This is a genomic window from Mycolicibacterium sediminis (assembly GCF_010731735.1).
Taxonomy (GTDB): Bacteria; Actinomycetota; Actinomycetes; order Mycobacteriales; family Mycobacteriaceae; genus Mycobacterium; species Mycobacterium sediminis.
In genome coordinates this window covers 3,384,427-3,409,219 of the sequence record NZ_AP022588.1, presented here as the reverse complement: position 1 = coordinate 3,409,219, position 24,793 = coordinate 3,384,427, and the positions used below count along the sequence as shown (strand labels likewise).

The 24,793-nt window shown below is 70.4% G+C and carries 23 protein-coding genes; 8 read left to right on the top strand and 15 right to left on the bottom strand.

Annotated features, from left to right (window positions below):
* Window positions 1-68: 68 nt before the first annotated feature.
* Both G6N64_RS16325 and G6N64_RS16320 read left to right on the top strand, forming a co-directional pair.
* Window positions 69-779 carry a class I SAM-dependent methyltransferase gene (locus G6N64_RS16325; RefSeq protein WP_163797991.1) on the top strand — a complete coding sequence of 237 codons (711 nt, stop codon included), beginning with the start codon at window positions 69-71 and terminating at the stop codon, window positions 777-779.
* Window positions 780-807: 28 nt separating this feature from the next.
* Window positions 808-1,827 carry a DUF5914 domain-containing protein gene (locus G6N64_RS16320; RefSeq protein WP_163797990.1) on the top strand — a complete coding sequence of 340 codons (1,020 nt, stop codon included), beginning with the start codon at window positions 808-810 and terminating at the stop codon, window positions 1,825-1,827.
* Here the strand turns inward: G6N64_RS16320 and idi are convergent.
* The 4 genes from idi to G6N64_RS16300 form a co-directional block, all read right to left on the bottom strand.
* Window positions 1,824-2,369 carry an isopentenyl-diphosphate Delta-isomerase gene (idi, locus tag G6N64_RS16315; protein ID WP_163797989.1) on the bottom strand — a complete coding sequence of 182 codons (546 nt, stop codon included), beginning with the start codon at window positions 2,367-2,369 and terminating at the stop codon, window positions 1,824-1,826. The genes G6N64_RS16320 and idi overlap by 4 nt on opposite strands.
* Before the next feature lie 109 nt (window positions 2,370-2,478).
* Window positions 2,479-3,480, bottom strand: coding sequence for a ketol-acid reductoisomerase (gene ilvC, locus G6N64_RS16310; protein ID WP_174266964.1), 1,002 nt, complete (start codon window positions 3,478-3,480; stop codon window positions 2,479-2,481).
* 48 nt (window positions 3,481-3,528) lie between these two features.
* Window positions 3,529-4,035 (bottom strand): acetolactate synthase small subunit, encoded by a 507-nt coding sequence (gene ilvN / locus G6N64_RS16305; protein ID WP_163797987.1) that lies wholly within the window; start codon window positions 4,033-4,035, stop codon window positions 3,529-3,531.
* A 3-nt stretch (window positions 4,036-4,038) separates the two neighbouring features.
* Window positions 4,039-5,913 (bottom strand): acetolactate synthase large subunit, encoded by a 1,875-nt coding sequence (locus tag G6N64_RS16300; protein ID WP_163797986.1) that lies wholly within the window; start codon window positions 5,911-5,913, stop codon window positions 4,039-4,041.
* 239 nt (window positions 5,914-6,152) lie between these two features.
* Here G6N64_RS16300 and G6N64_RS16295 point away from each other — a divergent pair, with 239 nt between their 5' ends.
* Entirely contained in the window at window positions 6,153-6,551 is a 399-nt protein-coding gene (locus tag G6N64_RS16295) for a PH domain-containing protein (protein ID WP_197748274.1), read from the top strand.
* Between the two features lie 14 nt (window positions 6,552-6,565).
* On the opposite strand, the gene G6N64_RS16290 is transcribed toward G6N64_RS16295, so the two are convergent.
* Window positions 6,566-7,402 carry a DoxX family protein gene (locus tag G6N64_RS16290; RefSeq protein ID WP_163797985.1) on the bottom strand — a complete coding sequence of 279 codons (837 nt, stop codon included), beginning with the start codon at window positions 7,400-7,402 and terminating at the stop codon, window positions 6,566-6,568.
* A gap of 188 nt (window positions 7,403-7,590) precedes the next feature.
* On the opposite strand from G6N64_RS16290, the gene G6N64_RS16285 reads away from it, so the two are divergent.
* A complete protein-coding gene (locus G6N64_RS16285; protein ID WP_197748383.1) occupies window positions 7,591-8,691 on the top strand; it encodes a PQQ-dependent sugar dehydrogenase in 1,101 nt (366 codons plus the stop codon).
* On the opposite strand, the gene G6N64_RS16280 is transcribed toward G6N64_RS16285, so the two are convergent.
* The 5 genes from G6N64_RS16280 to gatC form a co-directional block, all read right to left on the bottom strand.
* Window positions 8,688-10,058 (bottom strand): sensor histidine kinase, encoded by a 1,371-nt coding sequence (locus G6N64_RS16280; RefSeq protein WP_409370760.1) that lies wholly within the window; start codon window positions 10,056-10,058, stop codon window positions 8,688-8,690. The two genes, G6N64_RS16285 and G6N64_RS16280, sit on opposite strands and share 4 nt — an antisense overlap.
* A gap of 11 nt (window positions 10,059-10,069) precedes the next feature.
* Window positions 10,070-11,572: an Asp-tRNA(Asn)/Glu-tRNA(Gln) amidotransferase subunit GatB gene (gene gatB, locus G6N64_RS16275; protein ID WP_163797984.1), complete on the bottom strand. Its 1,503-nt coding sequence runs from the start codon at window positions 11,570-11,572 to the stop codon at window positions 10,070-10,072.
* A gap of 102 nt (window positions 11,573-11,674) precedes the next feature.
* Complete coding sequence (locus tag G6N64_RS16270) at window positions 11,675-12,706, bottom strand: ATP-dependent 6-phosphofructokinase (RefSeq protein ID WP_163797983.1); 1,032 nt, start codon at window positions 12,704-12,706, stop codon at window positions 11,675-11,677.
* 17 nt (window positions 12,707-12,723) lie between these two features.
* Complete coding sequence (gatA, locus tag G6N64_RS16265) at window positions 12,724-14,208, bottom strand: Asp-tRNA(Asn)/Glu-tRNA(Gln) amidotransferase subunit GatA (RefSeq protein WP_163797982.1); 1,485 nt, start codon at window positions 14,206-14,208, stop codon at window positions 12,724-12,726.
* Entirely contained in the window at window positions 14,205-14,504 is a 300-nt protein-coding gene (gene gatC, locus G6N64_RS16260; protein WP_163797981.1) for an Asp-tRNA(Asn)/Glu-tRNA(Gln) amidotransferase subunit GatC, read from the bottom strand. Before gatC ends, gatA begins: the two co-directional genes overlap by 4 nt.
* A 115-nt stretch (window positions 14,505-14,619) precedes the next feature.
* On the opposite strand from gatC, the gene G6N64_RS16255 reads away from it, so the two are divergent.
* Window positions 14,620-15,279 (top strand): ACT domain-containing protein, encoded by a 660-nt coding sequence (locus tag G6N64_RS16255; RefSeq protein WP_163797980.1) that lies wholly within the window; start codon window positions 14,620-14,622, stop codon window positions 15,277-15,279.
* A 2-nt stretch (window positions 15,280-15,281) separates the two neighbouring features.
* On the opposite strand, the gene ligA is transcribed toward G6N64_RS16255, so the two are convergent.
* Window positions 15,282-17,402 (bottom strand): NAD-dependent DNA ligase LigA, encoded by a 2,121-nt coding sequence (ligA, locus tag G6N64_RS16250; protein WP_246230676.1) that lies wholly within the window; start codon window positions 17,400-17,402, stop codon window positions 15,282-15,284.
* Between the two features lie 132 nt (window positions 17,403-17,534).
* On the opposite strand from ligA, the gene G6N64_RS16245 reads away from it, so the two are divergent.
* Window positions 17,535-17,930 (top strand): MmcQ/YjbR family DNA-binding protein, encoded by a 396-nt coding sequence (locus G6N64_RS16245; RefSeq protein ID WP_174266824.1) that lies wholly within the window; start codon window positions 17,535-17,537, stop codon window positions 17,928-17,930.
* 38 nt (window positions 17,931-17,968) lie between these two features.
* Entirely contained in the window at window positions 17,969-19,588 is a 1,620-nt protein-coding gene (locus tag G6N64_RS16240) for an AMP-binding protein (protein ID WP_163797978.1), read from the top strand.
* 3 nt (window positions 19,589-19,591) lie between these two features.
* Here the strand turns inward: G6N64_RS16240 and G6N64_RS16235 are convergent, their stop codons facing one another.
* Window positions 19,592-20,743, bottom strand: coding sequence for an NAD(P)/FAD-dependent oxidoreductase (locus G6N64_RS16235; protein ID WP_163797977.1), 1,152 nt, complete (start codon window positions 20,741-20,743; stop codon window positions 19,592-19,594).
* Between the two features lie 40 nt (window positions 20,744-20,783).
* Window positions 20,784-21,794: a methionine synthase gene (locus G6N64_RS16230; RefSeq protein WP_163797976.1), complete on the bottom strand. Its 1,011-nt coding sequence runs from the start codon at window positions 21,792-21,794 to the stop codon at window positions 20,784-20,786.
* 61 nt (window positions 21,795-21,855) lie between these two features.
* Here G6N64_RS16230 and G6N64_RS16225 point away from each other — a divergent pair, with 61 nt between their 5' ends.
* Window positions 21,856-22,506 carry a sensor domain-containing protein gene (locus G6N64_RS16225; protein WP_163797975.1) on the top strand — a complete coding sequence of 217 codons (651 nt, stop codon included), beginning with the start codon at window positions 21,856-21,858 and terminating at the stop codon, window positions 22,504-22,506.
* Window positions 22,507-22,515: 9 nt separating this feature from the next.
* Here the strand turns inward: G6N64_RS16225 and mnmA are convergent, their stop codons facing one another.
* Window positions 22,516-23,592 (bottom strand): tRNA 2-thiouridine(34) synthase MnmA, encoded by a 1,077-nt coding sequence (mnmA, locus tag G6N64_RS16220; RefSeq protein ID WP_163797974.1) that lies wholly within the window; start codon window positions 23,590-23,592, stop codon window positions 22,516-22,518.
* Window positions 23,592-24,779, bottom strand: a complete 1,188-nt coding sequence (locus G6N64_RS16215) for a cysteine desulfurase family protein (protein ID WP_163797973.1) — start codon at window positions 24,777-24,779, stop codon at window positions 23,592-23,594. The genes mnmA and G6N64_RS16215 overlap by 1 nt, the downstream gene beginning before the upstream one ends.
* Window positions 24,780-24,793: the final 14 nt, after the last annotated feature.

Below are 24,793 nucleotides of genomic sequence, written 5' to 3'. Positions count from 1 at the left end.
ACGATGGTCATCGCGGCGCTTCCCTCCCGGGGGTGTCGGCGGACCCGTACTGAACGGAGAGATGCCACGTGAGTAGAGCGACCAACGACGTCCCGGCCTCGTTCGACGCCGGCGCCCGCGCGTACGACGGACTGGTGGGTGCCAATCCCGGCTACAACGAGCACCTCCGGCTGTCCGCCGACAGGATGAACATCCCCGACCGCGGGCGCGGCCTGCGCCTGCTGGACGCCGGCTGCGGCACCGGACTGTCGACGGCGGCCCTGCTCGCCGCCGCGCCCGAGGCAGAGATCATCGGAGTGGACGGCTCGGAGGGCATGCTCGTCGAAGCCCGCGCCAAGTCGTGGCCGTCATCGGTGCGCTTCGTGCACAGCTACATCGAGAACCTGGCCGAGGCCGGGGTGGACGGTCGGTTCGACGGCATCTTCGCCGCGTACCTCATCCGCAACGTCGCCGACAGGGACGCACAGTTGCGCGAGTTCCTGCGGCTCCTCCAGCCCGGCGCCACGCTCGCCATCCACGAGTACTCGGTACGCGACTCGAAGGTCGCCGCCGTGACGTGGAACCTCGTCAGCACCGCCATCATCATCCCGTTCGGTCGTCTTCGCACCGGCGACGGCGGGCTGTACCGCTATCTCCGCCGCAGCGTCAACGAGTTCGACGGAGCGACGCGATTCGAGCAGCGGCTGCGTGACAGCGGATTCACCAGCGTCCGGAGCGAGACGATGCCCGGCTGGCAGAAGAACGTCGTGCACACCTTCCTCGGTGAGGCACCGTCGTGAACGGCCCGCGTGACGGAAGGTCCTCGGCATGAGTGCATTCCAGGAGATCAAGGCCCGCGCAGCGAAGGCTTCGCCGTTCGAGGTACTGCCGAAGCTCCCCTGGGCCGGGCAGCGGCCGACATACGGCGAGGCGTCCCCCGCACTGATCCGGTCGGCCCTGCGGCGATCGCAGGCACGGCCCAGCGGCAACTGGTACGTCCTCGCAGGCAGCGCGCAAGTGACGCGAAAGCCCCTCAGCGGCACGGTCGCCGGGGTCGAACTGGTGGCGTGGCGCGGCGAGGGCTCGGCGCTGCACGTCGGCCCGGCCGCGTGTCCGCACCTCGGCGCGGACCTCTCGACGGGCACCATCGACTGCGGTGCGCTCGTCTGCCCCTGGCACGGGTTGCGACTGTCCGGCGGACGCGAGCACGGCTGGCGCCCGTACCCGGCCCACGACGACGGCGTCCTGGTCTGGGTGCGACTGGACCGCGTCGGCGGCGAGGAGCCCACCGACGCGCCGATCCTGCCGGAACGCCCCGACCTGCCGCACATCTCGGCGGTTGCGGATCTGGTGGGCGTCTGTGAACCGTCCGACGTGATCGCCAACCGGATGGACCCGTGGCACGGATCGTGGTTCCACCCCTACTCGTTCACCCGCCTCGACGTCCTCAGCAGCCCGCCGGTCGACGACGACGACGTGCCGGAGGAGCTCGACCGGTTCCTTGTCGCCGTGACGTTCCGTCTCGGCAGGCTGGGCGTGCCCGTGATCGCCGAGTTCACCAGCCCCGAACCGCGGACGATCACCATGCGGATCGTGGAGGGCGAGGGTGTCGGCAGTGTCGTCGAGACCCACGCCACCCCCCTGGGCCCCGGACCGGACGGCCGACCGCGCACCGCGGTCATCGAAGCGGTCGTCGCGCACTCCGACCGGCCCGGCTTCGCGTACGCGCTGCGCGCCACCCCGCTGATCACGCCGCTCATGCGTCACACTGCCGCGCGGCTGTGGAAGGACGATCTGGTCTACGCCGAACGCCTGTACGCGTTGCGCAGCAAGACGTCCGGGACCTAGCCGACCAGGCTCGGCAGGCCGGCGGCGGCCAGCAGCGGAACCTGCTCCACCGCCCACGGACTGATGGCCCACCCGAGGCGGGCGGCTGCGGTCAACTCGTCCCAGTCGACCCAGCGGTGATCCATGATCTCGTCGGCGACCGGACGCACCGGCCCCTCGACGCGGGCCCAGAACACGGGGCAGATCTCGTTCTCCACCGTCCCGTCCGCGGCGACCGCGCGATACCGGAAGTCGGGCAGCACGCACACCGGATCGCTCGTGGCCACGCCGAGTTCCTCGACGGCGCGCCGGCGTACGGCGTCGGCGGGATCCTCTCCGGGCGCGGGATGTCCGCAGAAGGAGTTGGTCCACACCCCCGGCCAGGTGCGCTTGCCCAGCGCGCGTCGGGTCAGCAGCACGCGGCCACGAGCGTCGAAGAGATAGCAGGAGAAGCCGAGGTGCAGCGGGGTGTCCACGTGGTGCACGGTCGACTTGTCCGTGGTGCCGATGGAGCGGCCCGAATCATCGAGTAGAACAACCAATTCGTCGCGGGTAGCGGTCATCGACACCCCTCCTACATACCCCATGGCCTCGACCTCATGCATCTCGGCGACGAGTTCGGCGCACTCGGGAGCGTGTTGACTCCCGAGTGCGCCGACGTCGATCGCGTGACTAGGCCGTCTCGGTGATCGGCCGGTCGACCCAGCTCATCAGGTCGCGCAGCTTCTTGCCGGTGACCTCGATCGGGTGCTCGGCGTTCTGCTTGCGCAGGTCCTCGAGTTCCTTGTTGCCGCCCTCGACGTTGGCGACGAGCCGCTTGACGAAGGTGCCGTCCTGAATGTCCTTGAGGATGGCGCGCATCCGGTCCTTGGTGCCGGCGTCGATGACGCGCGGACCGGAGATGTAGCCGCCGAACTCCGCGGTGTCGGAGACGGAGTAGTTCATCCGAGCGATGCCGCCCTCGTACATGAGATCGACGATCAGCTTCAGTTCGTGCAGCACCTCGAAGTAGGCCATCTCGGGGGCGTAGCCCGCCTCGACCATGATCTCGAAGCCGGCCTTCACCAGCTCCTCGGTGCCGCCGCACAACACGGCCTGCTCGCCGAAGAGGTCGGTCTCGGTCTCTTCCTTGAACGTCGTCTTGATGACGCCCGCACGGGTGCCGCCGATGCCCTTGGCGTAGGACAGCGCGAGCGCCTCGCCCTCACCCTTGGGATCCTGGTCGATGGCGATGAGGGCGGGAACGCCCTTGCCGTCGACGAACTGCCGGCGCACCAGGTGGCCGGGACCCTTCGGGGCGACCATGCCGACGGTCACGTTGGCGGCCGGCTTGATCAGGTCGAAGTGGATGTTGAGGCCGTGGCCGAAGAACAGCGCGTTGCCGTCCTCGAGATGCGGCTCGATCTCCTTGGTGAAGATCTCGGCCTGAGCCGTGTCGGGAGCGAGCAGCATGATGACGTCGGCCCACTTGGCGACCTCTTCGGGCGTGTCGACGCCGAGGCCCTGCTCGGTCACCTTCTCGCGGCTCTTGCTGCCCTCGCGCAGGCCGACCTTCACGTCCACGCCGGAGTCGCGCAGGCTCAGCGAGTGCGCGTGCCCCTGGCTGCCGTAGCCGATGACGCCGACCTTGCGGCCCTGAATGATCGACAGGTCCGCGTCGTCGTCGTAGTACATCTCAACTGCCACTTGTCATTTCCTCTTCTCTTGTCTGGGTCTGGAGAGTTACTTGGCGGTGACCATGCCGCGCGGACCGCGGGCGAGTGTCACCATGCCGGACTGGGCGATCTCACGAATGCCGTACGGCTCGAGCAGGTTCAGCAGTGCCTGCAACTTGCCCGGGGTGCCGGTGGCCTCGACCACCAGGGACTCGGCGGACACGTCGACCACCTTGGCGCGGAACAGGTTCACCGTCTCGATGATCTGTCCGCGGGTGGCCGCGTCGGCGCGCACCTTGATCAGCGCGAGTTCCCGCGACACCGAGTTGTCCTCGTCCTGCTCGACGATCTTGATCACGTTGATCAGCTTGTTGAGCTGCTTGGTGATCTGCTCGAGCGGGAAGTCCTCGACGGCGACGACGATCGTCATGCGCGAGAGGTGCTTCTGCTCGGTGGCCCCGACCGCGAGGGACTGGATGTTGAACCCGCGCCGCGAGAACAGCGACGAGACGCGGGCCAGCACGCCCGGCTTGTCCTCGACGAGGACCGACAGTGTGTGAATGGTCGTCGTCATGCCCTACACCTGATCCACGTTGTCGAAGAGCGGCCGGATGTCACGCGCCGCCATGATCTCGTCGTTGCCGGTGCCCGCGGCGACCATCGGCCACACCTGGGCGTCGGCGCCGACGATGAAGTCGATCACCACGGGGCGGTCGTTGATCGCCCGCGCCTGATTGATCACGTCCTCGACGTCTTCGGCACGCTCGCACCGCAATCCGACGCAGCCCAGTGCCTCCGCGAGCTTCACGAAGTCCGGGATGCGGTGGCTGTGCGTCGAGAGGTTGGTCTGGCTGTACCGCTCCTTGTAGAACAGCGTCTGCCACTGCCGGACCATGCCCAGGTTGCCGTTGTTGATGAGCGCGACCTTGATCGGCGCACCCTCGACGGCGCACGTCGCGAGTTCCTGATTGGTCATCTGGAAGCAGCCGTCGCCGTCGATGGCCCACACCTCGGCCTCCGGGCGGGCGAACTTGGCGCCCATCGCCGCGGGCACCGCGTAGCCCATGGTGCCCAGACCGCCGGAGTTCAGCCACGTGCGCGGCTTCTCGTACTTGACGAACTGCGCGGCCCACATCTGGTGCTGGCCGACGCCCGCGACGTACACGGCCTCCGGGCCGGCGATGCGGCTCAGCGTCTCGATGACGTACTCGGGGCTGAGGCTGCCGTCGCTCTGCGGGTCGTAGCTGAGCGGGTAGGTGTCCCGGACGCCGTTCAGGTACGTCCACCACTCGTCCATGTCGAGCGTCTGGCCGTCCACGCCGTCCTTGCGCAGCGCACCCAGCAGCTCTGTGATGACGTTCTTGACATCACCCACGATCGGCACGTCGGCGTTGCGGTTCTTGCCGATCTCCGCGGGATCGATGTCGGCGTGGATGACCTTCGCGTCCGGGGCGAACGACGACAGCTGGCCGGTCACCCGATCGTCGAAGCGGGTGCCGAGCGCGATCAGCAGGTCGCTCTTCTGCAGGGCGCCCACCGCCGCGACGGTGCCGTGCATGCCGGGCATGCCGAGGTTCTGCCGGTGGCTGTCGGGGAACGCGCCCCGCGCCATCAGGGTGGTGACGACGGGAATGCCGGTCAGCTCGGCCAATTCGAGCAGCTGCTCGCTCGCCTCGCCGCGGATGACGCCGCCACCCACGTAGAGGACCGGCTTGTGTGCGGCCGCGATGAGCTTGGCGGCCTCACGGATCTGGCGGCTGTGCGGCTTGGTGTTCGGCTTGTAGCCCGGCAGGTCCATCACCGGCGGCCAGGCGAACGTGCACTCCCCCTGCAGGATGTCCTTGGGGATGTCGACCAGCACGGCACCGGGGCGCCCCGAACTCGCGATGTGGAACGCCTCGGCGAGCACCCGGGCGATCTCGTCGCCGTCGCGGACCAGGAAGTTGTGCTTGGTGATCGGCATCGTGATGCCCGAGATGTCGGCTTCCTGGAACGCATCGGTGCCGATCAGTCCACGGCCGACCTGTCCGGTGATCGCGACCACGGGGATCGAGTCCATCTGCGCGTCGGCCAGCGGCGTGACCAGGTTGGTCGCACCCGGACCGGACGTCGCCATCATCACGCCGACCTTGCCGTTGGCGTGGGCGTACCCGCTCGCCGCGTGCCCGGCGCCCTGCTCGTGGCGGACCAGCACGTGGCGCAGCTTGACCGAGTCGAACAACGGGTCGTAGACGGGCAGCACGGCACCGCCGGGGATGCCGAAGATCACGTCGACGTCGAGTTCCTCGAGTGAGCGGATGACGGCCTGTGCGCCGGTCATCCGTTCCGGGCCAAGCGTTGTCGGCAGCGGGGTCGACGTCGTCGAGCCGGGCCGGGATTCGGTCTCGACGACGGCCGCTGTGGGGTCGTTCGCCTGGTGCGGTGCCGGCGGCCGCGTGGTTGGTGCGCTCACGGTGTCCTCTTCAGTCCTGATCCGTATGTCTTCTGATGTTCCGGGGCAACAAAAAACCCCCGTCAGCTTTCGCTGTACGAGGGTGCGCGTCGGTGCTCGTAGTTCCCGACTGTCAGTCAGCCTGGTTACGCACCAACGCGCGAACCAATTACTACGAGGAAGCCGATGCCTTGCATGCACGCGACGGTAGTCCCTGCTCGGGTGGCAGGTCAAATTCGTCGCGATGGGAGGATGGAGGGATGAAATCGCGGTCGACCGAACCCACCGACCCGCGGACCGTCATCCGCATCTCGCCGATGGCGCTGGTCGCCGTCGGGTTCCTCACCCTCGCGCAGATGTCGCTGGTCCTCGCCGAACCCAGGTGGTTCACGGCCACCCTCGTCATCCCGCTGATCGCGGCCGTGGCCATCTTCCGCTACCGGACCGTCGCCGACGCCGAGACCGTGACCGCCCGGGGTTTCTTCAGCACGCGCACGGCCCCGTGGACCGAGATCGACGGGCTGCGCTTCGACAAGAAGTCCTGGGCGCTCGCCCGCCTGAAGGACGGGTCCGAGTTCCGGCTTCCCGCCGTCACCTTCGTGACGCTGCCGGAACTGACCGAGGTGAGCGGCGGCCGGGTCCCCAACCCCTACGTCTGACGTCGTGCGGCCCGTCAGGCCAGCGGGTTGATCCCGTTGAGCAGCGCCCAGATCGCGACGCCCGCACCGATGCCGAGGAGCAGGGCGGCCAGCGAGCCGACGAACGGCCTGCGGGCCCAGCCGCGGCCCGCGTCGAAGCCGTAACGTCCCGGCCCGGTCAGGCACAGCGCGGCGGCGACGACCAGCAGCGTGACCTGGTACTCGTGCCCGTCGGGCAGGAAGAAGGGGAACCACCCGGACTCGGGCTGCGCGACGACGGCCGCCAGTAGCGCGTTCACCAGGTAGGCCACGGCGGCAGCCGCTGCCAGCGGCGTGAACAGCCCGAGCACGAGCAGCAGGCCCGCGGCGATCTGGCCGCCGGCGCCGACGTAGGTCAGTATTCCCGAGTGCTGGTAGCCCAGGTCCGCCAGCGACTCCTGGAACCCGTCCAGACCAGATCCGCCCCACAGGCCGAGCGCCTTCTGCAGGCCGTGCGCGATCAGCAGGGCGCCGAGCCCCACGCGGATCAGCATGAGGCCGAGGTCCTGCGTGCCCCGCTTGCCCGCGGCGCGAACCCGGTCGTCGGTCAGCGGGTCGTAGCCCACCTCGGCGGGCTCGGCCTGACCGTCGTGCCGGCCACTGGGCTGTACGTAGGGCAGCGGTTCCGGGTCGCCGAGTAGCCCGTAGGCCGGCTGCGACGTCGGGGTGGAGTCGTAGCGCGGGATCGCCGTGGTGGCGGCCTCGCCGGTGTAGGTGTTCGTGGGCACGTCGTCCTCCGGGTCGACCAGGCGCGCCGACGCCGGCCGGACGGCAGAACCATCGCGGTCTTCGGGCCGTTGCCAGGCACGCGGGTCGTGTGAGGTACTGGTCACGAAACCCAGCGTAAGTGCTCCTCACCCCCGAGACGTGGATTGGCGCGGGTTGAACGGGCGCCGTTGCACACCCGTGACACGCGCGCGCCCGGTCGTCTCCCCCGTCGCTCCGCTCGCTCCGCTCGCCCCGGCGTGGCGCGTACCGCCGAACGATCCGTAACCTGGCTCGCATGAGACTGCGCCGGCCAATGCGGGGTGTGCTGGTGCTGCTGTGCGGCGCGCTGCTGATCGTGCCGGGGTGCGCGCGGTTCGACGCCGCGCAGTCCGAGCCGTTCACCACCGAGCCCCAGTTCGAGCCGCCCTCGAGCACACCGCCTCCCCCGCCGCCACCGCTACCGGGCACCCCGTTCAAGAAGGTGTGCCCGGCGCCGGGCGTCATGCAGGGCTGCCTCGACACGACGAGCGGCCTGATCATGGGCCCCGACAGCAAGTCGGCTCTGGTCGCCGAGCGACTGACCGGTGTCATCAAGGAAGTGGCGACCAACGCCGAGCCCAAGGTGAAGCTGGTGCTTCCCGTCGACCCGACGGGCGACGGCGGGCTGCTCGACATCGTGCTGTCCCCGACCTACGCGCAAGACCGGCTGATGTACGCCTACGTCAGCACGCCCACCGACAACCGGGTCATCCGGATCGCCGACGGCGACGTCCCCAAGCCCATCCTCACCGGCATCCCGAAGGGGCCCGTCAACAACGCCGGCGCACTCAAGTTCACCAGCCCCACCACGCTGATGGTCCTCACCGGCGACGCGGGCAACCCCGCGCAGGCCGCCGACCCGGCGTCGCTGGCGGGCAAGCTGTTGCGGATCGAGCAGCCCACCACCGTCAACCCCGCGCCGGAGACCACCGCGCTCAGCGGCATCGGCGGCGCGGGCGGCATGTGCACCGACCCGGCCGACGGCTCGCTCTACATCACCGACCGTGCCGCCAACGAAGACCGGTTGCAGCGCATCACCAAGGACTCCAAGGTGTCGACCGTCTGGTCGTGGCCGGCCCGGCCTGGCGTCGCGGGGTGTGCGGCCCAGGAGGGCACCGTCCTCGTCAACCTCGTCAACACCAAGCAGACCGTCGCCGTCCGGATGGCTCCCGACACCGGCGCCGTCACGGGCGAGCCGGAGGTGCTGCGCCAGGACACCCGCGGTCATGTCTGGGCGCTACAGCTGTCCCCGGACGGAAACGTGTGGGGCGCCACCATCAACAAGACCGCGGGCGACGCCGACAACTTCGACGACGTGGTCTTCCCGCTGTTCCCGCAGGGCGGGTTCCCCCGCAGCAGCGACGAGAAGACCTAAGAGGGGCCGGATCCCGGCAACCGCAGCATGAGTCGGGTCCCGCCCATGGGACTCACCTCCAGTACCGCCGTGCCACCGTGCAACTCGGCCTGCTGCGCCACCAGCGCGAGCCCGAGACCCGATCCCGACCGGGATGCCGTGGTGCCGCGGTGGAATCGGCCGAAGACCTCGGCGCGCTCCTCCTCGGGGACGCCGGAACCGTCGTCGTCCACCGTGATCTCGACACCCGACGCGGAACTGAGCACGCTGAGCCGGACCTGGGTCGCGTCACCGTGTTTGACGGCGTTCGCGATCGCGTTGTCGATCACCAGCCGCAGCCCCGCGGGCAACCCCAACATCAGCACCGTCGTGGACGACGCCAGCGACACGTCCAGACCCGGGTAGTTGCGCATCGCGTCGTGCGCGGCACGGTCCAGCAGCTCGGTGACGTCGACCGGCACGAAGTCATCGGCGGTGGTGAGCTCGCCCTGTGCCAGCCGCTCGAGTGCGGTCAGCATCGCCTCGATGCGGCCCTGGGTCCGCATCACGTCGTCGATGACCTCAGTGCGCTGTTCGGGTCCCAGGTCGAGCGTGGACAGCACCTCGAGGTTGGTGCGCATCGCGGTCAGCGGCGTGCGCAGCTCGTGGGACGCGACCGCCGCGAAGTCGCGTGCCGATTCCAGCGCGGCGCGCGTGCGCTGCTGCTCGTCGCCGATGCGCGCCAGCATGCCCTCGACCGCCTCCGAGATCTCGACCGCCTCCCACACCCCGCGCACCTGGACCTCGTCGGGGTTGGACTGCGCGTTGATCGCGCGGGCCTGCTGCGCCAGCATGCGGAAGGGGTTGACCATGATCAGCGAGATCACCCAGCCGATCAGGAGGGTGCCGAGGATGACGCTCGAGCAGATCCAGAACACCCGCCAGTGCAGCGAGTCGATCCGCGCCTGGGTGGCGGCCGTCGAGGCGCCGAGCGCGATCGAGGCGATGCCCGTGGAGATGGTCCGTACGCGGTACTCGACGCCGTCGATGGTGGTGGTGGCGTAACCGGGCGCCAGTTCGGGCAGCACGACGTCGGGCGGGATCGACACCGTGGTGGGACCGATGCGGGCGGTGCGGAAGAACCCGTCCTCCGCGGCCTCGTCACCGGGGCTGTCCAGCTGGGCGCTGCGGATCAGGGTGTTGACGTCGCCGAGGCTGCTCAGTGAGTCGAGCCGGCGGTCCAACTGACTGTTCTGGTCGTTCGTCACGCCGGTCCAGACCCACACCCCCAGGACCAGCACCAGGATGATCACGCCCACCTGGCCGACGATGACGATGGACCGCAGCGACAGCAGTCGCAGGGGTTGCCGAAGCAGGCGGTAGACCAGGTCCTGCGGCCGCAGCGACACGCGCACCCGTCCTAGCTGCAAGCCGCGATGACCATGTCGCGCACCTGCGCGGCGTCGGCCTGGCCCTTCGTCGCCTTCATCACCGCGCCCACGATCGCGCCCGCGGCAGCCACCTTGCCGCCGCGGATCTTCTCGGCGACGTCCGGGTTGGCCGCCAGCGCCTCGTCCACGGCGGCCTTGATCACCGAGTCGTCGCGCTCGACCGCCAGGCCGCGGTCGGCCACGACCTGGTCGGGCTCACCCTCACCGGCGAGCACGCCCTCGATGACCTGGCGCGCCAGCTTCTTCGACAGCGTGCCGGCCTCGACGAGCGCGATCACCGCCGCCACCTGGGCCGGCGTGATGGCCAGCGCGTCGAGTTCGACGCCGGCCTCGTTCGCCTTCTGCACCAGGAAGTTCCCCCACCAGGCGCGCGCGTTCTCGCTCGACGCACCGTGGGCGACCGTGGCCGTGACGAGTTCGACCGCACCGGCGTTGACGAGGTCGCGCATCACCTCGTCGGAGATGCCCCAGTCCTGCTGAATCCGGTTGCGGGTCAACCACGGCAGCTCCGGGATGGTGGCCCGCAGCCGTTCGACGAGGTCGGCCTCCGGCGCGACGGGCTCGAGGTCGGGCTCGGGGAAGTACCGGTAGTCCTGCGCGGTCTCCTTGCTGCGGCCCGCAGTCGTGTACCCGGCCTCGTTGAAGTGCCGGGTCTCCTGCGTGATGTGGCCACCCACGTCGAGAATCGCTGCCTGACGGCGCATCTCGTAGCGGACGGCGACCTCGACGCTGCGCAGCGAGTTCACGTTCTTGGTCTCGGTGCGCGTGCCGAACTCGGTCACGCCCTTGAGGCGCAGCGAGAGGTTGGAGTCGCAGCGCATCGAGCCCTGATCCATGCGAACGTCGGATACACCCAAGCCGCGCAACAGGTCTCGCAACGCGGTGACGTAGGCGCGCGCGATCTCCGGCGCCCGCTCGCCGGTGCCCTCGATGGGCCGGGTGACGATCTCGACGAGCGGCACGCCCGCCCGGTTGAAGTCCAGCAGCGACGTCGTCGCCCCCTCGATGCGGCCGGTGTCACTGCCCAGGTGGGTCAGCTTGCCGGTGTCCTCCTCCATGTGCGCGCGCTCGATCTCCACGCGCCACGTGGTGCCGTCCTCCAGCGGGACGTCGAGGTAACCGTCGATGGCGATCGGCTCGTCGTACTGGCTGATCTGGTAGTTCTTGGGCTGATCGGGGTAGAAGTAGTTCTTCCGCGCGAACCGGCCCCAGGGTGCGATGTCGCAGTTGAGCGCCAGCCCGATGCGGATCGCGGACTCGACGGCGGCCTGGTTGAGCACGGGCAGCGAGCCGGGCAGTCCGAGGCAGGTGGGGCACACCTGGGTGTTGGGTTCGGCGCCGAACCGGTTGGCGCAGCCGCAGAACATCTTGGTCTCCGTCGACAGCTCGACGTGGACCTCCATGCCCATGACGGGGTCGTACCGGGCGACGACGTCGTCGTAGTCGAGCAACTCGGCGGAGGCGACAGTCATGATCTCGATCCTAGTGATTGGGTCATCGTCCCCGGCGAGCAGACGTCAACTCCCCTGAACCGGCTGTGATGAGGGGAGTTGGCGTCTGCTCGCGGGGAGAACTCAGCCGAAGAACTCCGCGGCGTCGTCGTAGCGGCTCTGCGGCACCAGCTTCAGCTGGCGCACGGCGTCGGCGAGCGGCACCCGGCCGATGTCCTGGCCGCGCAGCGACACCATCGTGCCGTACTCGCCGGCGTGTGCGGCGTCGGCGGCGTTGACGCCGAACCGCGTCGCGAGCACGCGGTCGTACGCGGTGGGCGTGCCGCCGCGCTGCACGTGACCGAGCACGGTGGTCCGCACTTCCTTCTTGATCCGCTTCTCGATCTCGACGCCCAGCTGGTGGGCGACGCCGGTGAACCGGACGTGACCGAATTCGTCGATGCCGCCGTCGCGCAGCATCATCGACCCCTCGGCCGGTTTGGCTCCCTCGGCGACCACGCAGATGAAGTGGCTGTCGCCGCGGACGAACCGCTGCTTGACCAGTCGGCAGACCTCTTCGACGTCGAAGGGCTGCTCCGGGATGAGCGTCATGTGCGCACCCGACGCCAACCCGGCGTTGAGCGCGATCCAGCCGGCGTGGCGGCCCATCACCTCGACGAGCATCACCCGCTGATGCGACTCGGCGGTGCTGTGCAAGCGGTCGATCGCCTCGCTGGCCACCTGCAGGGCCGTGTCGTGGCCGAACGTGACGTCGGTGCAGTCGATGTCGTTGTCGATGGTCTTGGGCACGCCGACCACCGGCACGTTCTCCTCGGACAGCCAGTGCGCCGCGGTGAGCGTGCCCTCGCCGCCGATCGGGATGAGCACGTCGATCCCGTTGTCCTCGAGGGTCTGCTTGATCTGGTCGAGGCCGGCCCGCAGCTTGTCGGGGTTGACCCGGGCGGTGCCGAGGATGGTGCCGCCCTTGCCGAGCAGCCGGTCGTTGCGGTCGTCGTTGGCCAGCTGGATGCGTCGGTCTTCGAGCAGTCCACGCCAGCCGTCGAGGAAGCCGACGACCGTCGAGCCGTACCTGACGTTGCTGGTCCGGACGACCGCGCGGATGACCGCGTTCAGGCCGGGACAGTCGCCGCCGCCGGTGAGAACTCCAATGCGCATGCGCCCATCCTCCCCCGTCAGATCGCCGTCGGCAGCGTTCCGCGAGCCGCCTCGTAGGCGGCGCCCACGCGGTAGAGCCGATCGTCGGCCAGCGCGGGGGCCATGATCTGCAGTCCGACGGGCAGCCCGTCGTCCTCCGACAGCCCCGACGGGACCGACATCCCGCAGTGGCCGGCCAGGTTCAGCGGCAGCGTGCAGAGGTCGAACAGGTACATCGCCAGCGGGTCGTCGACCTTCTCGCCGAGGGGGAACGCGGTGGTCGGCGTCGCCGGGGACACCAGCACGTCGGCCTGCTCGTAGGCCCTGTCGAGGTCGCGGGCGATCAGCGTCCGGACCTTCTGCGCCTGGTTGTAGTAGGCGTCGTAGTAGCCGGCCGACAGGGCGTACGTCCCGATCATGATGCGGCGCTTGACCTCGGGGCCGAATCCGGCCGCGCGGGTCAACGCCATCACCTCCTCGGCGCTGTGCGTCCCGTCGTCGCCGACCCGCAGGCCGAAGCGCATCGCGTCGAAGCGCGCCAGGTTCGACGACACCTCCGAGGGGAGGATCAGGTAGTAGGCCGCCATCGAGTAGTCGAAGTGCGGGCAGTCGACCTCGACGACCTCGGCACCGAGCGCCGTCAGCTGGTCGACCGCGGCGGTGAACGACGACAGCACCCCCTGCTGGTAGCCCTCGCCACTGCGCAGCTGCTTGACGACGCCCACCCGGACGCCCTTCAGGTCTCCGGTGGCGCCGGCGCGCGCGGCACCCACGACGTCGGGAACCTCGGCGTCCACCGACGTGGAGTCACGCGCGTCGTGCCCGGCGATGACCGCGTGCAGCAGGGCGGTGTCGAGCACGGTCCGGGCGCACGGCCCGCCCTGATCGAGCGACGATGCGCACGCGATGAGCCCGTAGCGCGACACCGTGCCGTAGGTGGGCTTGACGCCGACGGTCGCGGTCAGGGCCGCGGGCTGGCGGATCGAGCCGCCGGTGTCCGACCCGATCGCGAGCGGCGCCTGAAACGCGGCGAGCGCCGCGGCACTGCCACCGCCCGACCCGCCGGGCACGCGATCGACGTCCCACGGATTGCGCGTCGGCCCGTAGGCCGAGTTCTCCGTCGAGCTGCCCATGGCGAACTCGTCCATGTTCGTCTTGCCGAGGATCGGGATGCCCGCGGCACGCAACCGGGTGGTCACCGTCGCGTCGTACGGGGAACGCCAGCCCTCGAGGATCTTCGACCCGCAGGTGGTCGGCATGTCGGTGGTGGTGAACACGTCCTTGAGTGCCAGCGGCACACCGGCCAGCGCCGACGGGAGCGTCTCGCCTGCCGCGACCGCGGCGTCGACGCGCTCCGCGGCGGCGAGCGCCTCGTCCGAACCGACGTGCAGGAAGGCGTGGTACCGGTCGTCGGTGTCGGCGATCTGGTCGAGGTGGGCCTGGGTGACCTCGACCGAGGACAGCTCGCCCGCGGCGATCCGGCCGGCCAGTGTCGCCGCGTCCAGGCGGGTCGGCTCGCTCATTCCGACTCCCCCAGGATCCGCGGGACGGCGAAGCGGCCGTCGACCGCGTTCGGCGCGGCCGCCAGCGCCTCGTCCTGGGCCAGCGACGGCAGCACCGTGTCCGGCCGCGTCACGTTCAACTCCTTGAGTGGATTGTCCGTCGTCTCCACCCCCGTCACGTCGACCGCCTGGATCTGGCCGACGTGGGCCAAGATGGCGTCGAGTTGGCCGGCGAAGCTCATCAGTTCGCCGTCGGTCAGGGAGAGCCGGGCGAGACGCGCCAGGTGGGCGACGTCATCCCGGGATATCTGCGACACGTCTACGAAGACTAGTGGGCGGCCTCGAACGCCACTCTCCCGAGTCGCTCCGCTCCCGCCCTCCGTCACATCTCCCGAGTCGCTCCGCTCCCGCCCTCCGTGAAACAGTGTGCGCGTGCCGTCATACCTACTTCGGGTCGAACTCGAGGACCGACCGGGCCGGCTCGGTTCGCTCGCGGTGGCGCTCGGATCGGTCGGCGCGGACATCCTGTCCCTCGACGTCGTCGAGCGGGCGGCCGGCTACGCCGTCGACGACCTGGTGGTGGAACTCCCGGCCGGCGCCATGCCGGACTCCCTGATCACCGCGGCCGAACGCATCAGCGGCGTGTACGTCGACAGCGTGCGCCCGCACACGGGGCTGCTGGAGGCGCACCGCGAACTCGAGTTGATCGACCACATCGCCGGCGCCGGGCCCACCCCCGCCAAGCTGCAGGTGCTCGCCGACGAGGCGCCGAAGGTGCTGCGGGTTGGCTGGTGCACCGTGCTCCGGCTCGAGGGCTCGCAGCTGCATCACGTCACGAGCAGCGGCGGTGCCCCCGAGACCCAGGCGGTCGCAGCGCCGTGGCTGCCACTCGAACGCGCCGAGGCGCTCGACGGCGATGCCGAGTGGCTGCCTCAGGTGTGGCGCGACATGGACACCGCGCTGGCCGCCGCACCGCTCGGCGACCCGTTCACCGCCGTGGTGCTCGGCCGGCCGGGCGGGCCCGCGTTCCGGCCGTCCGAAGTCGCGCGCCTGGGCTACCTCGCGGGCATCGTCGCCACGATCCTGCGGTAGCGCTACTCCCCGGCCGCTTGCTCGGCGCCGGATTCCGCGGCCGTTTCCTCGGGGACCGGCTCCGGCCCCTCCTCCAACAGACGGCGGAAGCCGTCCTCGTCGAGCACCGGCACCCCCAGTTCGATCGCCTTGTCGTACTTCGACCCTGGCGCGTCGCCGGCGACCACGTAGGCCGTCTTCTTGGACACCGATCCCGCCGCCTTGCCGCCGCGGACCAGGATCGCCTCCTTGGCCTCGTCGCGCGAGTAGCCGGCCAGCGACCCCGTCACGACGATCGACAGCCCCTCCAGCGTGCGGTCGATCGAGGCGTCCCGCTCGTCGGCCATGCGTACACCGGCGGCGCGCCACTTCTCGACGATCGCCCGGTGCCAGTCGACGGTGAACCACTCGACGACGGCGGCCGCGATCGTGGGACCGACCCCCTCGACGCCGGCCAGCCGCTCCTCGGACGCCTCCTCGATGGCCTCGAGGCTGCCGAACTCGCCGGCGAGCGCGCGGGCCGCGGTCGGACCGACGTGGCGGATCGACAGTGCGACGAGCACCCGCCACAGCGCCTGCTGCTTGGCCTTGCCGAGGTTGGCCAGTAGCCGCTTGCCGTTGGCGGACAGCTCGCCCTTCTGGGTCGTGAACAGCTGGGTGCGCAGCAGGTCGTCCTCGGTCAGGGTGAACAGGTCGCCCTCGTCGGTGATGACGCCCGCCTGCAGCAGGGCGATGCCGGCCTCGTAGCCGAGGCCCTCGATGTCGAACGCACCGCGTCCCGCGACGTGGAACACGCGCTCCCGCAATTGCGCCGGGCAGGACCGGGCGTTCGGGCAGCGGATGTCGGCGTCGCCCTCCTTCGCCGGTTTGAGCGTGGTGCCGCACTCCGGGCACTCCGTGGGCATGACGAACTCGCGCTCGGAACCGTCGCGGGCGTCGACCACCGGTCCGAGCACCTCGGGGATGACGTCACCCGCCTTGCGGATCACGACGGTGTCGCCGATCAGGACGCCCTTGCGCTTGACCTCCGAGGCGTTGTGCAGCGTGGCCAGCCCGACGGTCGAGCCCGCCACCTTGATCGGTTCCATGTACGCGAACGGCGTGACCCGGCCGGTGCGGCCGACGTTGACCCGGATGTCGAGGAGCTTGGTGGTGGCCTCCTCGGGCGGGTACTTGTAGGCGATCGCCCACCGCGGGGCACGCGAGGTGGCGCCGAGGCGGCGCTGCAGGTTGACGTCGTCGACCTTGACCACGAGGCCGTCGATCTCGTGCTCGACGTCGTGGCGGTGTTCGCCCCAGTAGGTCACCCGCTCGGCGGCCGCCGCGATGCCGGTGACCCGCGTGGTGTGGTCGGACACCGGCAGACCCCACGACTTGAGGGCGAGGTAGGCGTCGTGCAGCGTGGCCGGCGTGAACCCCTCGGTGCGGCCGAGGCCGTGGCAGATCATGTGCAGTCGGCGGCGCGCGGTGATGGCCGGGTTCTTCTGCCGCAGTGAGCCGGCGGCGCTGTTGCGCGGGTTGGCGAACGGCGCCTTGCCCTCGGCGACCAGCCCGGCGTTGAGGTCCTCGAAGTCGGCGACCCGGAAGAAGACCTCGCCGCGGACCTCGAGGACGCGCGGCACCGGGTACTCGCCGCCGGCGGTGAGACGCTCGGGGATGTCGGAGATGGTGCGGGCGTTGAGCGTGACGTCCTCACCGGTGCGTCCGTCACCGCGGGTGGCCGCGCGCTCGAGCTTGCCGTCGCGGTACACCAGCGCCAGCGCGACGCCGTCGATCTTCAGCTCGCAGAGGAACTCCGGGTCGTCGCCGATCTCACCGGTCAGCCGGGCCGCCCAGGCGGTCAGCTCGTCGGAGTCGAAGACGTTGTCCAGACTCAACATTCGCTCGAGGTGGTCGGCCGCCCCGAACTCGGTCGCGAAGCCCGCGCCACCGACCAGCTGGGTCGGCGAGTCGGGGACGCGCAGTTCGGGGTGGGCCTCCTCCAGCGCGGTCAGCTTCCCGAGGAGCGCGTCGAACTCGCCGTCGGAGATGACCGGCGCGTCCTTGACGTAGTACCGGAACTGGTGGCCGCGCACCTCGTCGGCCAGTTCCTGCCAGGCGCGGCGGACGTCCGGCGGGACGGGGTCACCCTCGGTTGCGCTCACCACGGCAGGCTAACCGAGCGCACCGACGCCAAACCCGCACCACGGAGGATCAGCGCGGCACGAGCGGCGGCGGAAGCCGTCCGGGTCGGGAAGGCTACCCTAACCAACGTCGACGAGTTCTACACTGGCTCCGTGCCGCATCCGAAGATGTTCCACGACGACGACTTCGGGCTCGCCGAGGTCCGGGAGATCGCGCTGGGCTTCCCCGAGGCGTTCGAGAAGGTGTCGCACGGCCGTCCCGTGTTCTGCGCCCCGAAGATGTTCGCGATCTACGGCGGCAGCACCCGGGAGTCGGGTGAGATGGTCACCGTTCCCAGCTGTCTGCTGTTCAAGGCCGACGACGCCGACCGGACGGCACTCGAACGGGACGAGCGCACGTTCCATCCCGCCTACCTCGGGCCCTACGGGTGGCTGGGCCTCGACTTCAGCGTGGCCGAGGTCGACTGGGAGGAGGTCGGCGAGCTGGTCGACGCGTCGTTCCGCCTCGTCGCGTCGAAGAAGCTGATCGTCCGACTCGACGAACGCTGACCCGGCGCCGACCGCGGCATGGTTCGATCGGAGGCGAGATGAGTTTCGCGAGCCCCTTCCCCCAGGTCCACGTCCCGACGACCAATCTGTACGACTACCTGTTCGGCGACCTCGCCGACGACGACGCCGACCGCGTCGCACTCGTCGACGCCAAGACCGGTGCCGAGACGACCTACCGCGAGATGGTCGTCGAGATCGACGCCTTCGCGGGTGCTCTGGCCGACCGCGGGGTCGGCGTGGGCGACGTGGTCGGATTGTTGTCGCCCAACAGTTCTGCGTTCGCCATCGCCTTCCACGGCATCCTTCGCTCCGGTGCGACCGCGACGACCATCAACGCCCTGTTCACCGCGAAGGACATCGCCAAGCAGCTCACCGACTCGAAGGCCACCGTCCTCGTCACGGTGTCCGCGCTGCTCCCCCAGGCCGCCGAGGCCGCGGAGGCGGTGGACCTCGACGCCTCCCGGGTGTTCGTGCTCGACGGCCCCGGCGCCGCCGCGGACGGTCATCCCAACGCCGAGGACCTGCTCGCCCCGGGGCTGCCGGCACCGGACGTCGAGTTCGACCCGCAGGCACACCTGGCCGTCCTGCCGTACAGCTCGGGGACCACCGGAAACCCCAAGGGCGTCATGCTCACCCACGCCAACCTGACGGCGAACGTCGCCCAGATCCGACCCCTGCAGGGGATGGCCGCCGACGATCGCATCCTCGCCGTGCTGCCGTTCTTCCACATCTACGGCATGACCGTGCTCCTCAACGCCGCCGTACACGCGCGGGCGCAACTCGTCATCATGCCCAGCTTCGACCTCGAGGGATTCCTCCAGAACATCGCCGACCGCCGGTGCACCCATGCCTTCATCGCGCCGCCGGTCGCGGTGGCGCTGGCCAAGCACCCCCTGGTCGAGCGGTACGACCTGTCCAGCCTGCGCGGCATCATGTCCGGCGCCGCACCGCTGGACGAGGACCTCGGCCGCGCCGTCGCCGACCGGCTGGGGTGCGCGGTGATCCAGGGCTACGGCATGAGCGAACTGAGCCCCGTCAGCCACGTCGCACCGTTCGACGGCGGCCGGGAGCTGGTGGGCTCGGTGGCACCGTTGAGTTCCTGCGGGTGGACGGTCCCCAATTCGGTCAGCAAGATCGTCGACGGCGAGACCGGCACCGAGATCGATCCTCCCGCATCGGGATTGAGCGACACCGGCGAACTCTGGTTCAAGGGCCCGAACGTGATGGCCGGTTACCTGAACAACGACTCGGCGACCAGGGAGACCATCGACGACGACGGGTTCCTGCACACCGGCGACCTCGCGCGGGTGGACTCGACGGGCTGCGTCTACATCGTCGACCGCCTCAAGGAGCTGATCAAGTACAAGGGCTACCAGGTGCCGCCCGCCGAACTCGAGGCCGTGCTGCTGTCACACCCCCAGATCGCCGACGCGGCGGTGATCGGCGTGCGTGACGCCGACTCCGGCGAGGAGGTGCCGAAGGCCTTCGTCGTCGTCCAACCCTCGGAGGGCGCCGCCGATCTGACGGAGGAGGCCGTGATGGAGTTCGTCGCCGGACAGGTCGCGCCGTACAAGAAGGTGCGTCAGGTCGCGTTCATCGACGCCATCCCGAAGTCGGCCGCGGGCAAGATCCTGCGCAAGGATCTGCGCACCGCGTAGCGATCACTCCCCCGCCGGGACGGGCTTGCCCGCGCCGATGAGTTCCTCGCCACGGTCGTAGTCGTCGTCCGCGTTGTAGGTGAGGACGCCCACGGCCGTGCCCGCCGAGGAGTACCAGACGGTGAAGCCGCCGTCGCGTTCCACGAACCGGCTGTCGTCGTAGCCGTCGCCCCATGCGTGGTACTTGACTGCGGCATCGCCGATCTCGGTCCAGAACCCGGGAACGGCCGACCATCGGGCCTGCTGGCCTGCGGCGGATGCGCCCGCGACCTCGCCCTGGTCCGCCGCGTCCTGCCAGTGTTCGATGACCAGCGCGCGCCCGGCGCCGTCGTTGAACGTCTTGGTGACGTCGCCCGCCGCGTACACGCGCTCGACGTTGGTGCTGGCGTCGGCGTCGGCCACGATGCGTGAGTCCTCGACGGAGATTCCGGCCTTCTCGGCGACCTCGCTGTTGGGCGACACTCCCGTCGCAGCCAGGATCAGGTCCGCGGTGATGGCCGTGCCGTCCTCCAGGCGAACGGTGTCGCCGTCGATCGACGCGACGCCGGTACCGCCGCGGTAGGTCGCCCCCGTGGCTTCGACGAGGTCCTTGATCCGCCGGCCGGCCTCGGCGCCGAGTCGCTTCTCCTGCGGTACCTCGCTGGGCGCCACCAGCGTGACGGACAGCCCGCGCATCGCGAGGGACGCCGCTGCCTCGCAGCCGATGAAGCCGGCACCGATGATCACGGCCGACGTGGCGGACCCGGCCGAGTCGCGCAGCCGGGTCGCGTCGGACAGCGACCGGAGTTGCAGGGCGCGTTCCCCGCCGGGGACGTCGAGCGGGGTGGGGCTGGCACCGGAGGTGATGACGAGCGCGTCGTAGCCGTACTCCTCGCCCGCGGCGGTCACGACGCGTCGCGCGGTGTCGATGTCGCTCACCGGCGACGCGAGGGTCAGTTCGATCGCCTGCTCGTCAAACCACTCGCGTGGATGGAGGTCCACGTCGTCGGTGTCGCCGCGCAGGAAGTCCTTGCTCAGCGGCGGCCGCTCGTACGGCGCACGGTCGTCGGCGGTCAGGATGCGGATGTGGGCGTCCGGCTGGTGCTTGCGGTAGGTCTCGGCGGCACCGATTCCCGCGGGCCCACTGCCGATCACGATCAAGCGGAGGTTCGTCATGTCGGCGGCATACCCCGGTCCGGCCGACGCGGAACCCCCGTCAGGCGGAGTCCGGATCGGCCGCGATGCCGTCGGCGACCTTCTGCGTCAACTCGGTCGCCGTGCGTGCCCACTCGACGGTGGCGGCCGCGAGACCGCATGCCGGCGTGATCCCGATCCGCTCCCGCAGGACCCGACGCGGGAAGCCCAGCCGGTCGGTGATGGATGCGGCCGCGGCCGCGACCTCCTCGGGAGCCGGGGTTCGGTCGGGTGCCGTCGTCGGCACGACGCCCAGCATCGCGGTCCGTCCGGACTCGACCCATTCGCCGATGCCGTCCAGATCGGCGGCCACGAGACGGGCCGCGTCGAACGAGACGGCGGCAAACGTGCTCTGCAGCAACAACTTCCACGGTACGTCCGCCGCACAGCAGTGCAGTGCGACGTCGCCACCGACTGTCTCGACGCACTGGTCGAACAGCCCACCGGCGAAGGTCTCGTCGATCGCCCGAACCGACGACAGGCTGGTGACGCCGGTCAGCCGGCCGGCCAGCGCGGCGGGCAGGGTGGGCTCGTCGAACTGCACGACGACGTCGGTCTCGAGCCTGCGCGAGATCTCCGAACGGTGGACCTTGACCCCCTCGGCGAGCGAGGCGGCGATGTCGCGGATCGCGCCGAGGTCGGTGATCGCCCGGTGGCCGCCCCCGAGTTCGATCTGCGCGGCCAACGTGATCGGTCCGCACGCCTGCACCTTGACGGGTCGGCCGCTGCCGCGCAGGCCGGCTTTCTCCCACGCCTCCTCGAGCGCGTCGACGTCCTCGTCGAGGAAGCTGATGGCGCGTCGCGACGCGGCACTTCGGCCCGCCGCGATGCGGTAGCCGCGAGGCACGGTGTCGACGTGGAGGTCGACCAGCAGGGCCGCCGCTCGGCCGATCATGTCCGCGCCGACCCCGCGAGCGGGCAGCTCGACCAGGTGGGTCAGACCGGTCAGTTCGCCGACGACCACCCCGGCCGCATCCCTCGCCGATACGCCGGGCCAGGAGCCGACGCCGGTCGCCGTCCCGAACACACTCATGCGTTGACGTCCACGCCGTCGACACTATTCGATGAGCCCGCAGAACGCGTTATCCTCGACCATGCCCGCCATGGTCTGCCGGCGTGCGCTCTGCCTCGCCGCGGCGCTCGTCCTGATGACGAACGTCGCGTGCACGCAATCGATCTCGGGCTCGGCGGTTCGCTCCGCGCCCGGCATCGACGACGACTCGCGGTCGCCGGTCGACGTGGACACCGTGCTGCTGGCGCAAGCTCGGATGCGGGCGATCACCGGGGGTGGCGACGACCTCACCGTCATCCCCTCGATGGACGGCAAGCAGCCCGTCGACATCGACGTGCTGGCGGACACCGCACCGCCGCCGTGCCGCTGGTACTACGTCGAGACCGAGACGTTCGGCCCGGACGTCGAGGAGTTCCACAAGACGACGTACCAGCACCCACCGAAGGGCGCGCTGATCTCCCAGGGCGCCGCCGGCTACCGCGACGCCGAGACCGCCCGCCGCGCCTTCGACGGCCTGACGGGCCGGGTGGACCTGTGCGGGGCGACGCCGTCGGGGTCGGCCTTCGTCGGCGACTGGACGGCCTCGGCCGACTCGCTCCAGACGCGCACCGGCGGCTGCGGCCGGGACTACCGCGTCAAGTCGGCTGTCATGGTCGAGGTCACGTTCTGCGGCTATCCGTCGACGGTGCCCGACATCGTGCTGTCCAACATGGTGGCCAACGTCCCGGGCTGAGACCGATGGTCAGCGGGCGACCGTCGCGATCGTGGCGCTGGCCAGCACCTCGTCGCCGTCGGGGTCCGGGCGGTACAGGACCATCGTCTGACCCGCGGCGACCCCGCGCAGCGGCGTGCGGAGGTTGGCGACCAGCCGACCGTCCCTGACCTCGACGACGGCCGGGGCCAGGCCGCCGTGCGCCCGCACCTGCACGTCGCATTCGACCGGACCGTCGAAGGGCCGGCCCGAGGTGAACACCGGCCGGTCGCCGTCGAGACGGCGGACGTCGAGGTCGGCGGCGGCGCCGACGTGCACCGTCTGGGTGTCGGCGTCGATCTTGGTGACGTAGCGCGGGGCCCCGTCGGGTCCCGGGCCCGCGATGCCGAGGCCCTTGCGCTGACCGACCGTGAAGCCGTGCACCCCGTCGTGTTCGGCGAGCACCGTGCCACCGGAGTCGACGACCGCGCCGCGCCGCACGCCGATGCGCGCGCCGAGGAACGCCTGGGTGTCCCCTGACGGGATGAAGCAGATGTCGTGGCTGTCCGGCTTGTCGGCGGTGGCCAGCCCGCGTCGGGCGGCCTCCGCGCGGATCTCGGGCTTGCCGGTGTCGCCGATCGGGAACGCGGCACGTGCGAGTTGAGCCGCCGTCAACACCCCGAGCACGTAGGACTGGTCCTTGTCGGCGTCGACGGCGCGCCGCAGCCGGCCCCCGGACAGGCGTGCGTAGTGGCCGGTGGCCAGCACGTCGAAGCCGAGCGCGACTGCGCGTGCGGCCAGCGCGGAGAACTTGATCTTCTCGTTGCAGCGCACGCACGGGTTGGGCGTCTCGCCCCTGGCGTAGGAGTCGACGAAGTCGTCGATGACGTCCTCGGCGAAGCGCTCGGCGAAGTCCCACACGTAGAACGGGATGTCGAGGATGTCGGCGACCCGACGGGCGTCGCCGGCGTCCTCCTTCGAGCAGCAGCCACGCGAACCGGTGCGCAGCGTGCCGGGGGTCGTGGAAAGGGCGAGGTGCACGCCCACCACCTCGTGGCCGGCGTCGACCATCCGTGCGGCGGCGACCGAGGAGTCGACGCCGCCGCTCATCGCGACCAGGACCCGCATCAGGAGCCGTGCCCAGCGCTGGCGAGGGCGGCCTGACGAGCACGCTCGACGGCCGCGGGCAGCACCTCCAGCGCGGCGGCCACGTCGGCCTCCACGCTGGTGTGCCCCAACGACAGCCGCAGGGATCCGCGCGCGCTGGCCGGGTCGGCACCCATCGCGGTGAGGACGTGCGACGGTTGCGCGACGCCCGCGGTGCACGCCGAACCCGTCGAACACTCGATTCCCTTGGCGTCCAGCAGCATCAGCAGGGAGTCGCCCTCGCAGCCGCGGAACGTGAAGTGGGTGTTGCCGGGCAGTCGGTCGTCGCCGGACGCGCCGTTGACCACGACGTCGTCGATGGCGGCGAGGACCCCGTCGATCAGCGCGTCGCGCAGTCCCGACACGCGGGCGCGGTAGGCCTCGAGGCCCTCCACGGCGACCTTGGCCGCAGCCGCCATCGAGACCGCGCCGGCGACGTCGGGCGTGCCCGATCGCACGTCGCGCTCCTGGCCGCCGCCGTGCAACAGCGGCACGCAGGCGGTGTCGCGGCGCAGCAGGAGCGCACCGACGGCCATCGGGCCGCCGAACTTGTGCGCGGCGATGCTCATGGCCGACAGGCCGCTCGCGGCGAAGTCGACGGGGATCTGACCGACGGCCTGCACGGCGTCGCTGTGCATCGGGACGTCGAACTCGGCGGCCACCGCGGCGAGTTCCGCGATCGGCATCACCGTGCCGACCTCGTTGTTGGCCCACATGACGGACACCAGCGCCACGTCGTCGTGCCCGTTCAGCGCCTCGCGCAACGCGGCCGGGGTCACCGACCCGTCGGCGTTCACCGGCAGCCAGGTGACCTCGGCGTCCTCGTGGTCGGCGAGCCACTGCACCGCGTCGAGCACGGCGTGGTGCTCGATCGGGGTGGTGACGATGCGGCGGCGGCGCGGATCGGCGTCCCGGCGGGCCCAGTAGATGCCCTTGACCGCGAGGTTGTCGCTCTCCGTGCCGCCCGCGGTGAAGACGATCTCCGACGGCCGGGCGCCGAGCAGGCCGGCCAGGGCCTCGCGCGCCTCCTCCATCCGGCGTCGCGCCGCCCGACCGGAGGTGTGCAGCGACGATGCGTTGCCGACCGTGGCCAGGGCGCCCGCCATGGCCTCGATCGCAGCGGGGTGCATCGGGGTGGTGGCGGCGTGATCCAGGTAGACGGCGGTCATGACCCACCCAGGAT

Bases quoted from the DNA above. Each gene is read 5' to 3' on its own strand.
- G6N64_RS16270 (WP_163797983.1), bottom strand. From the start codon at position 12,706: ATGCGCATTGGAGTTCTCACCGGCGGCGGCGACTGTCCCGGCCTGAAC.
- idi (WP_163797989.1), bottom strand. From the start codon at position 2,369: ATGACCGCTACCCGCGACGAATTGGTTGTTCTACTCGATGATTCGGGC.
- G6N64_RS16230 (WP_163797976.1), bottom strand. From the start codon at position 21,794: ATGAGTGTGTTCGGGACGGCGACCGGCGTCGGCTCCTGGCCCGGCGTA.
- G6N64_RS16295 (WP_197748274.1), top strand. From the start codon at position 6,153: ATGAAATCGCGGTCGACCGAACCCACCGACCCGCGGACCGTCATCCGC.
- G6N64_RS16285 (WP_197748383.1), top strand. From the start codon at position 7,591: ATGCGGGGTGTGCTGGTGCTGCTGTGCGGCGCGCTGCTGATCGTGCCG.
- gatA (WP_163797982.1), bottom strand. From the start codon at position 14,208: ATGAGCGAGCCGACCCGCCTGGACGCGGCGACACTGGCCGGCCGGATC.
- ilvN (WP_163797987.1), bottom strand. From the start codon at position 4,035: ATGACGACGACCATTCACACACTGTCGGTCCTCGTCGAGGACAAGCCG.
- G6N64_RS16240 (WP_163797978.1), top strand. From the start codon at position 17,969: ATGAGTTTCGCGAGCCCCTTCCCCCAGGTCCACGTCCCGACGACCAAT.
- G6N64_RS16215 (WP_163797973.1), bottom strand. From the start codon at position 24,779: ATGACCGCCGTCTACCTGGATCACGCCGCCACCACCCCGATGCACCCC.
- gatB (WP_163797984.1), bottom strand. From the start codon at position 11,572: ATGACTGTCGCCTCCGCCGAGTTGCTCGACTACGACGACGTCGTCGCC.
- G6N64_RS16235 (WP_163797977.1), bottom strand. From the start codon at position 20,743: ATGACGAACCTCCGCTTGATCGTGATCGGCAGTGGGCCCGCGGGAATC.
- G6N64_RS16320 (WP_163797990.1), top strand. From the start codon at position 808: ATGAGTGCATTCCAGGAGATCAAGGCCCGCGCAGCGAAGGCTTCGCCG.
- ilvC (WP_174266964.1), bottom strand. From the start codon at position 3,480: ATGTACTACGACGACGACGCGGACCTGTCGATCATTCAGGGCCGCAAG.
- mnmA (WP_163797974.1), bottom strand. From the start codon at position 23,592: ATGCGGGTCCTGGTCGCGATGAGCGGCGGCGTCGACTCCTCGGTCGCC.
- G6N64_RS16225 (WP_163797975.1), top strand. From the start codon at position 21,856: ATGCCCGCCATGGTCTGCCGGCGTGCGCTCTGCCTCGCCGCGGCGCTC.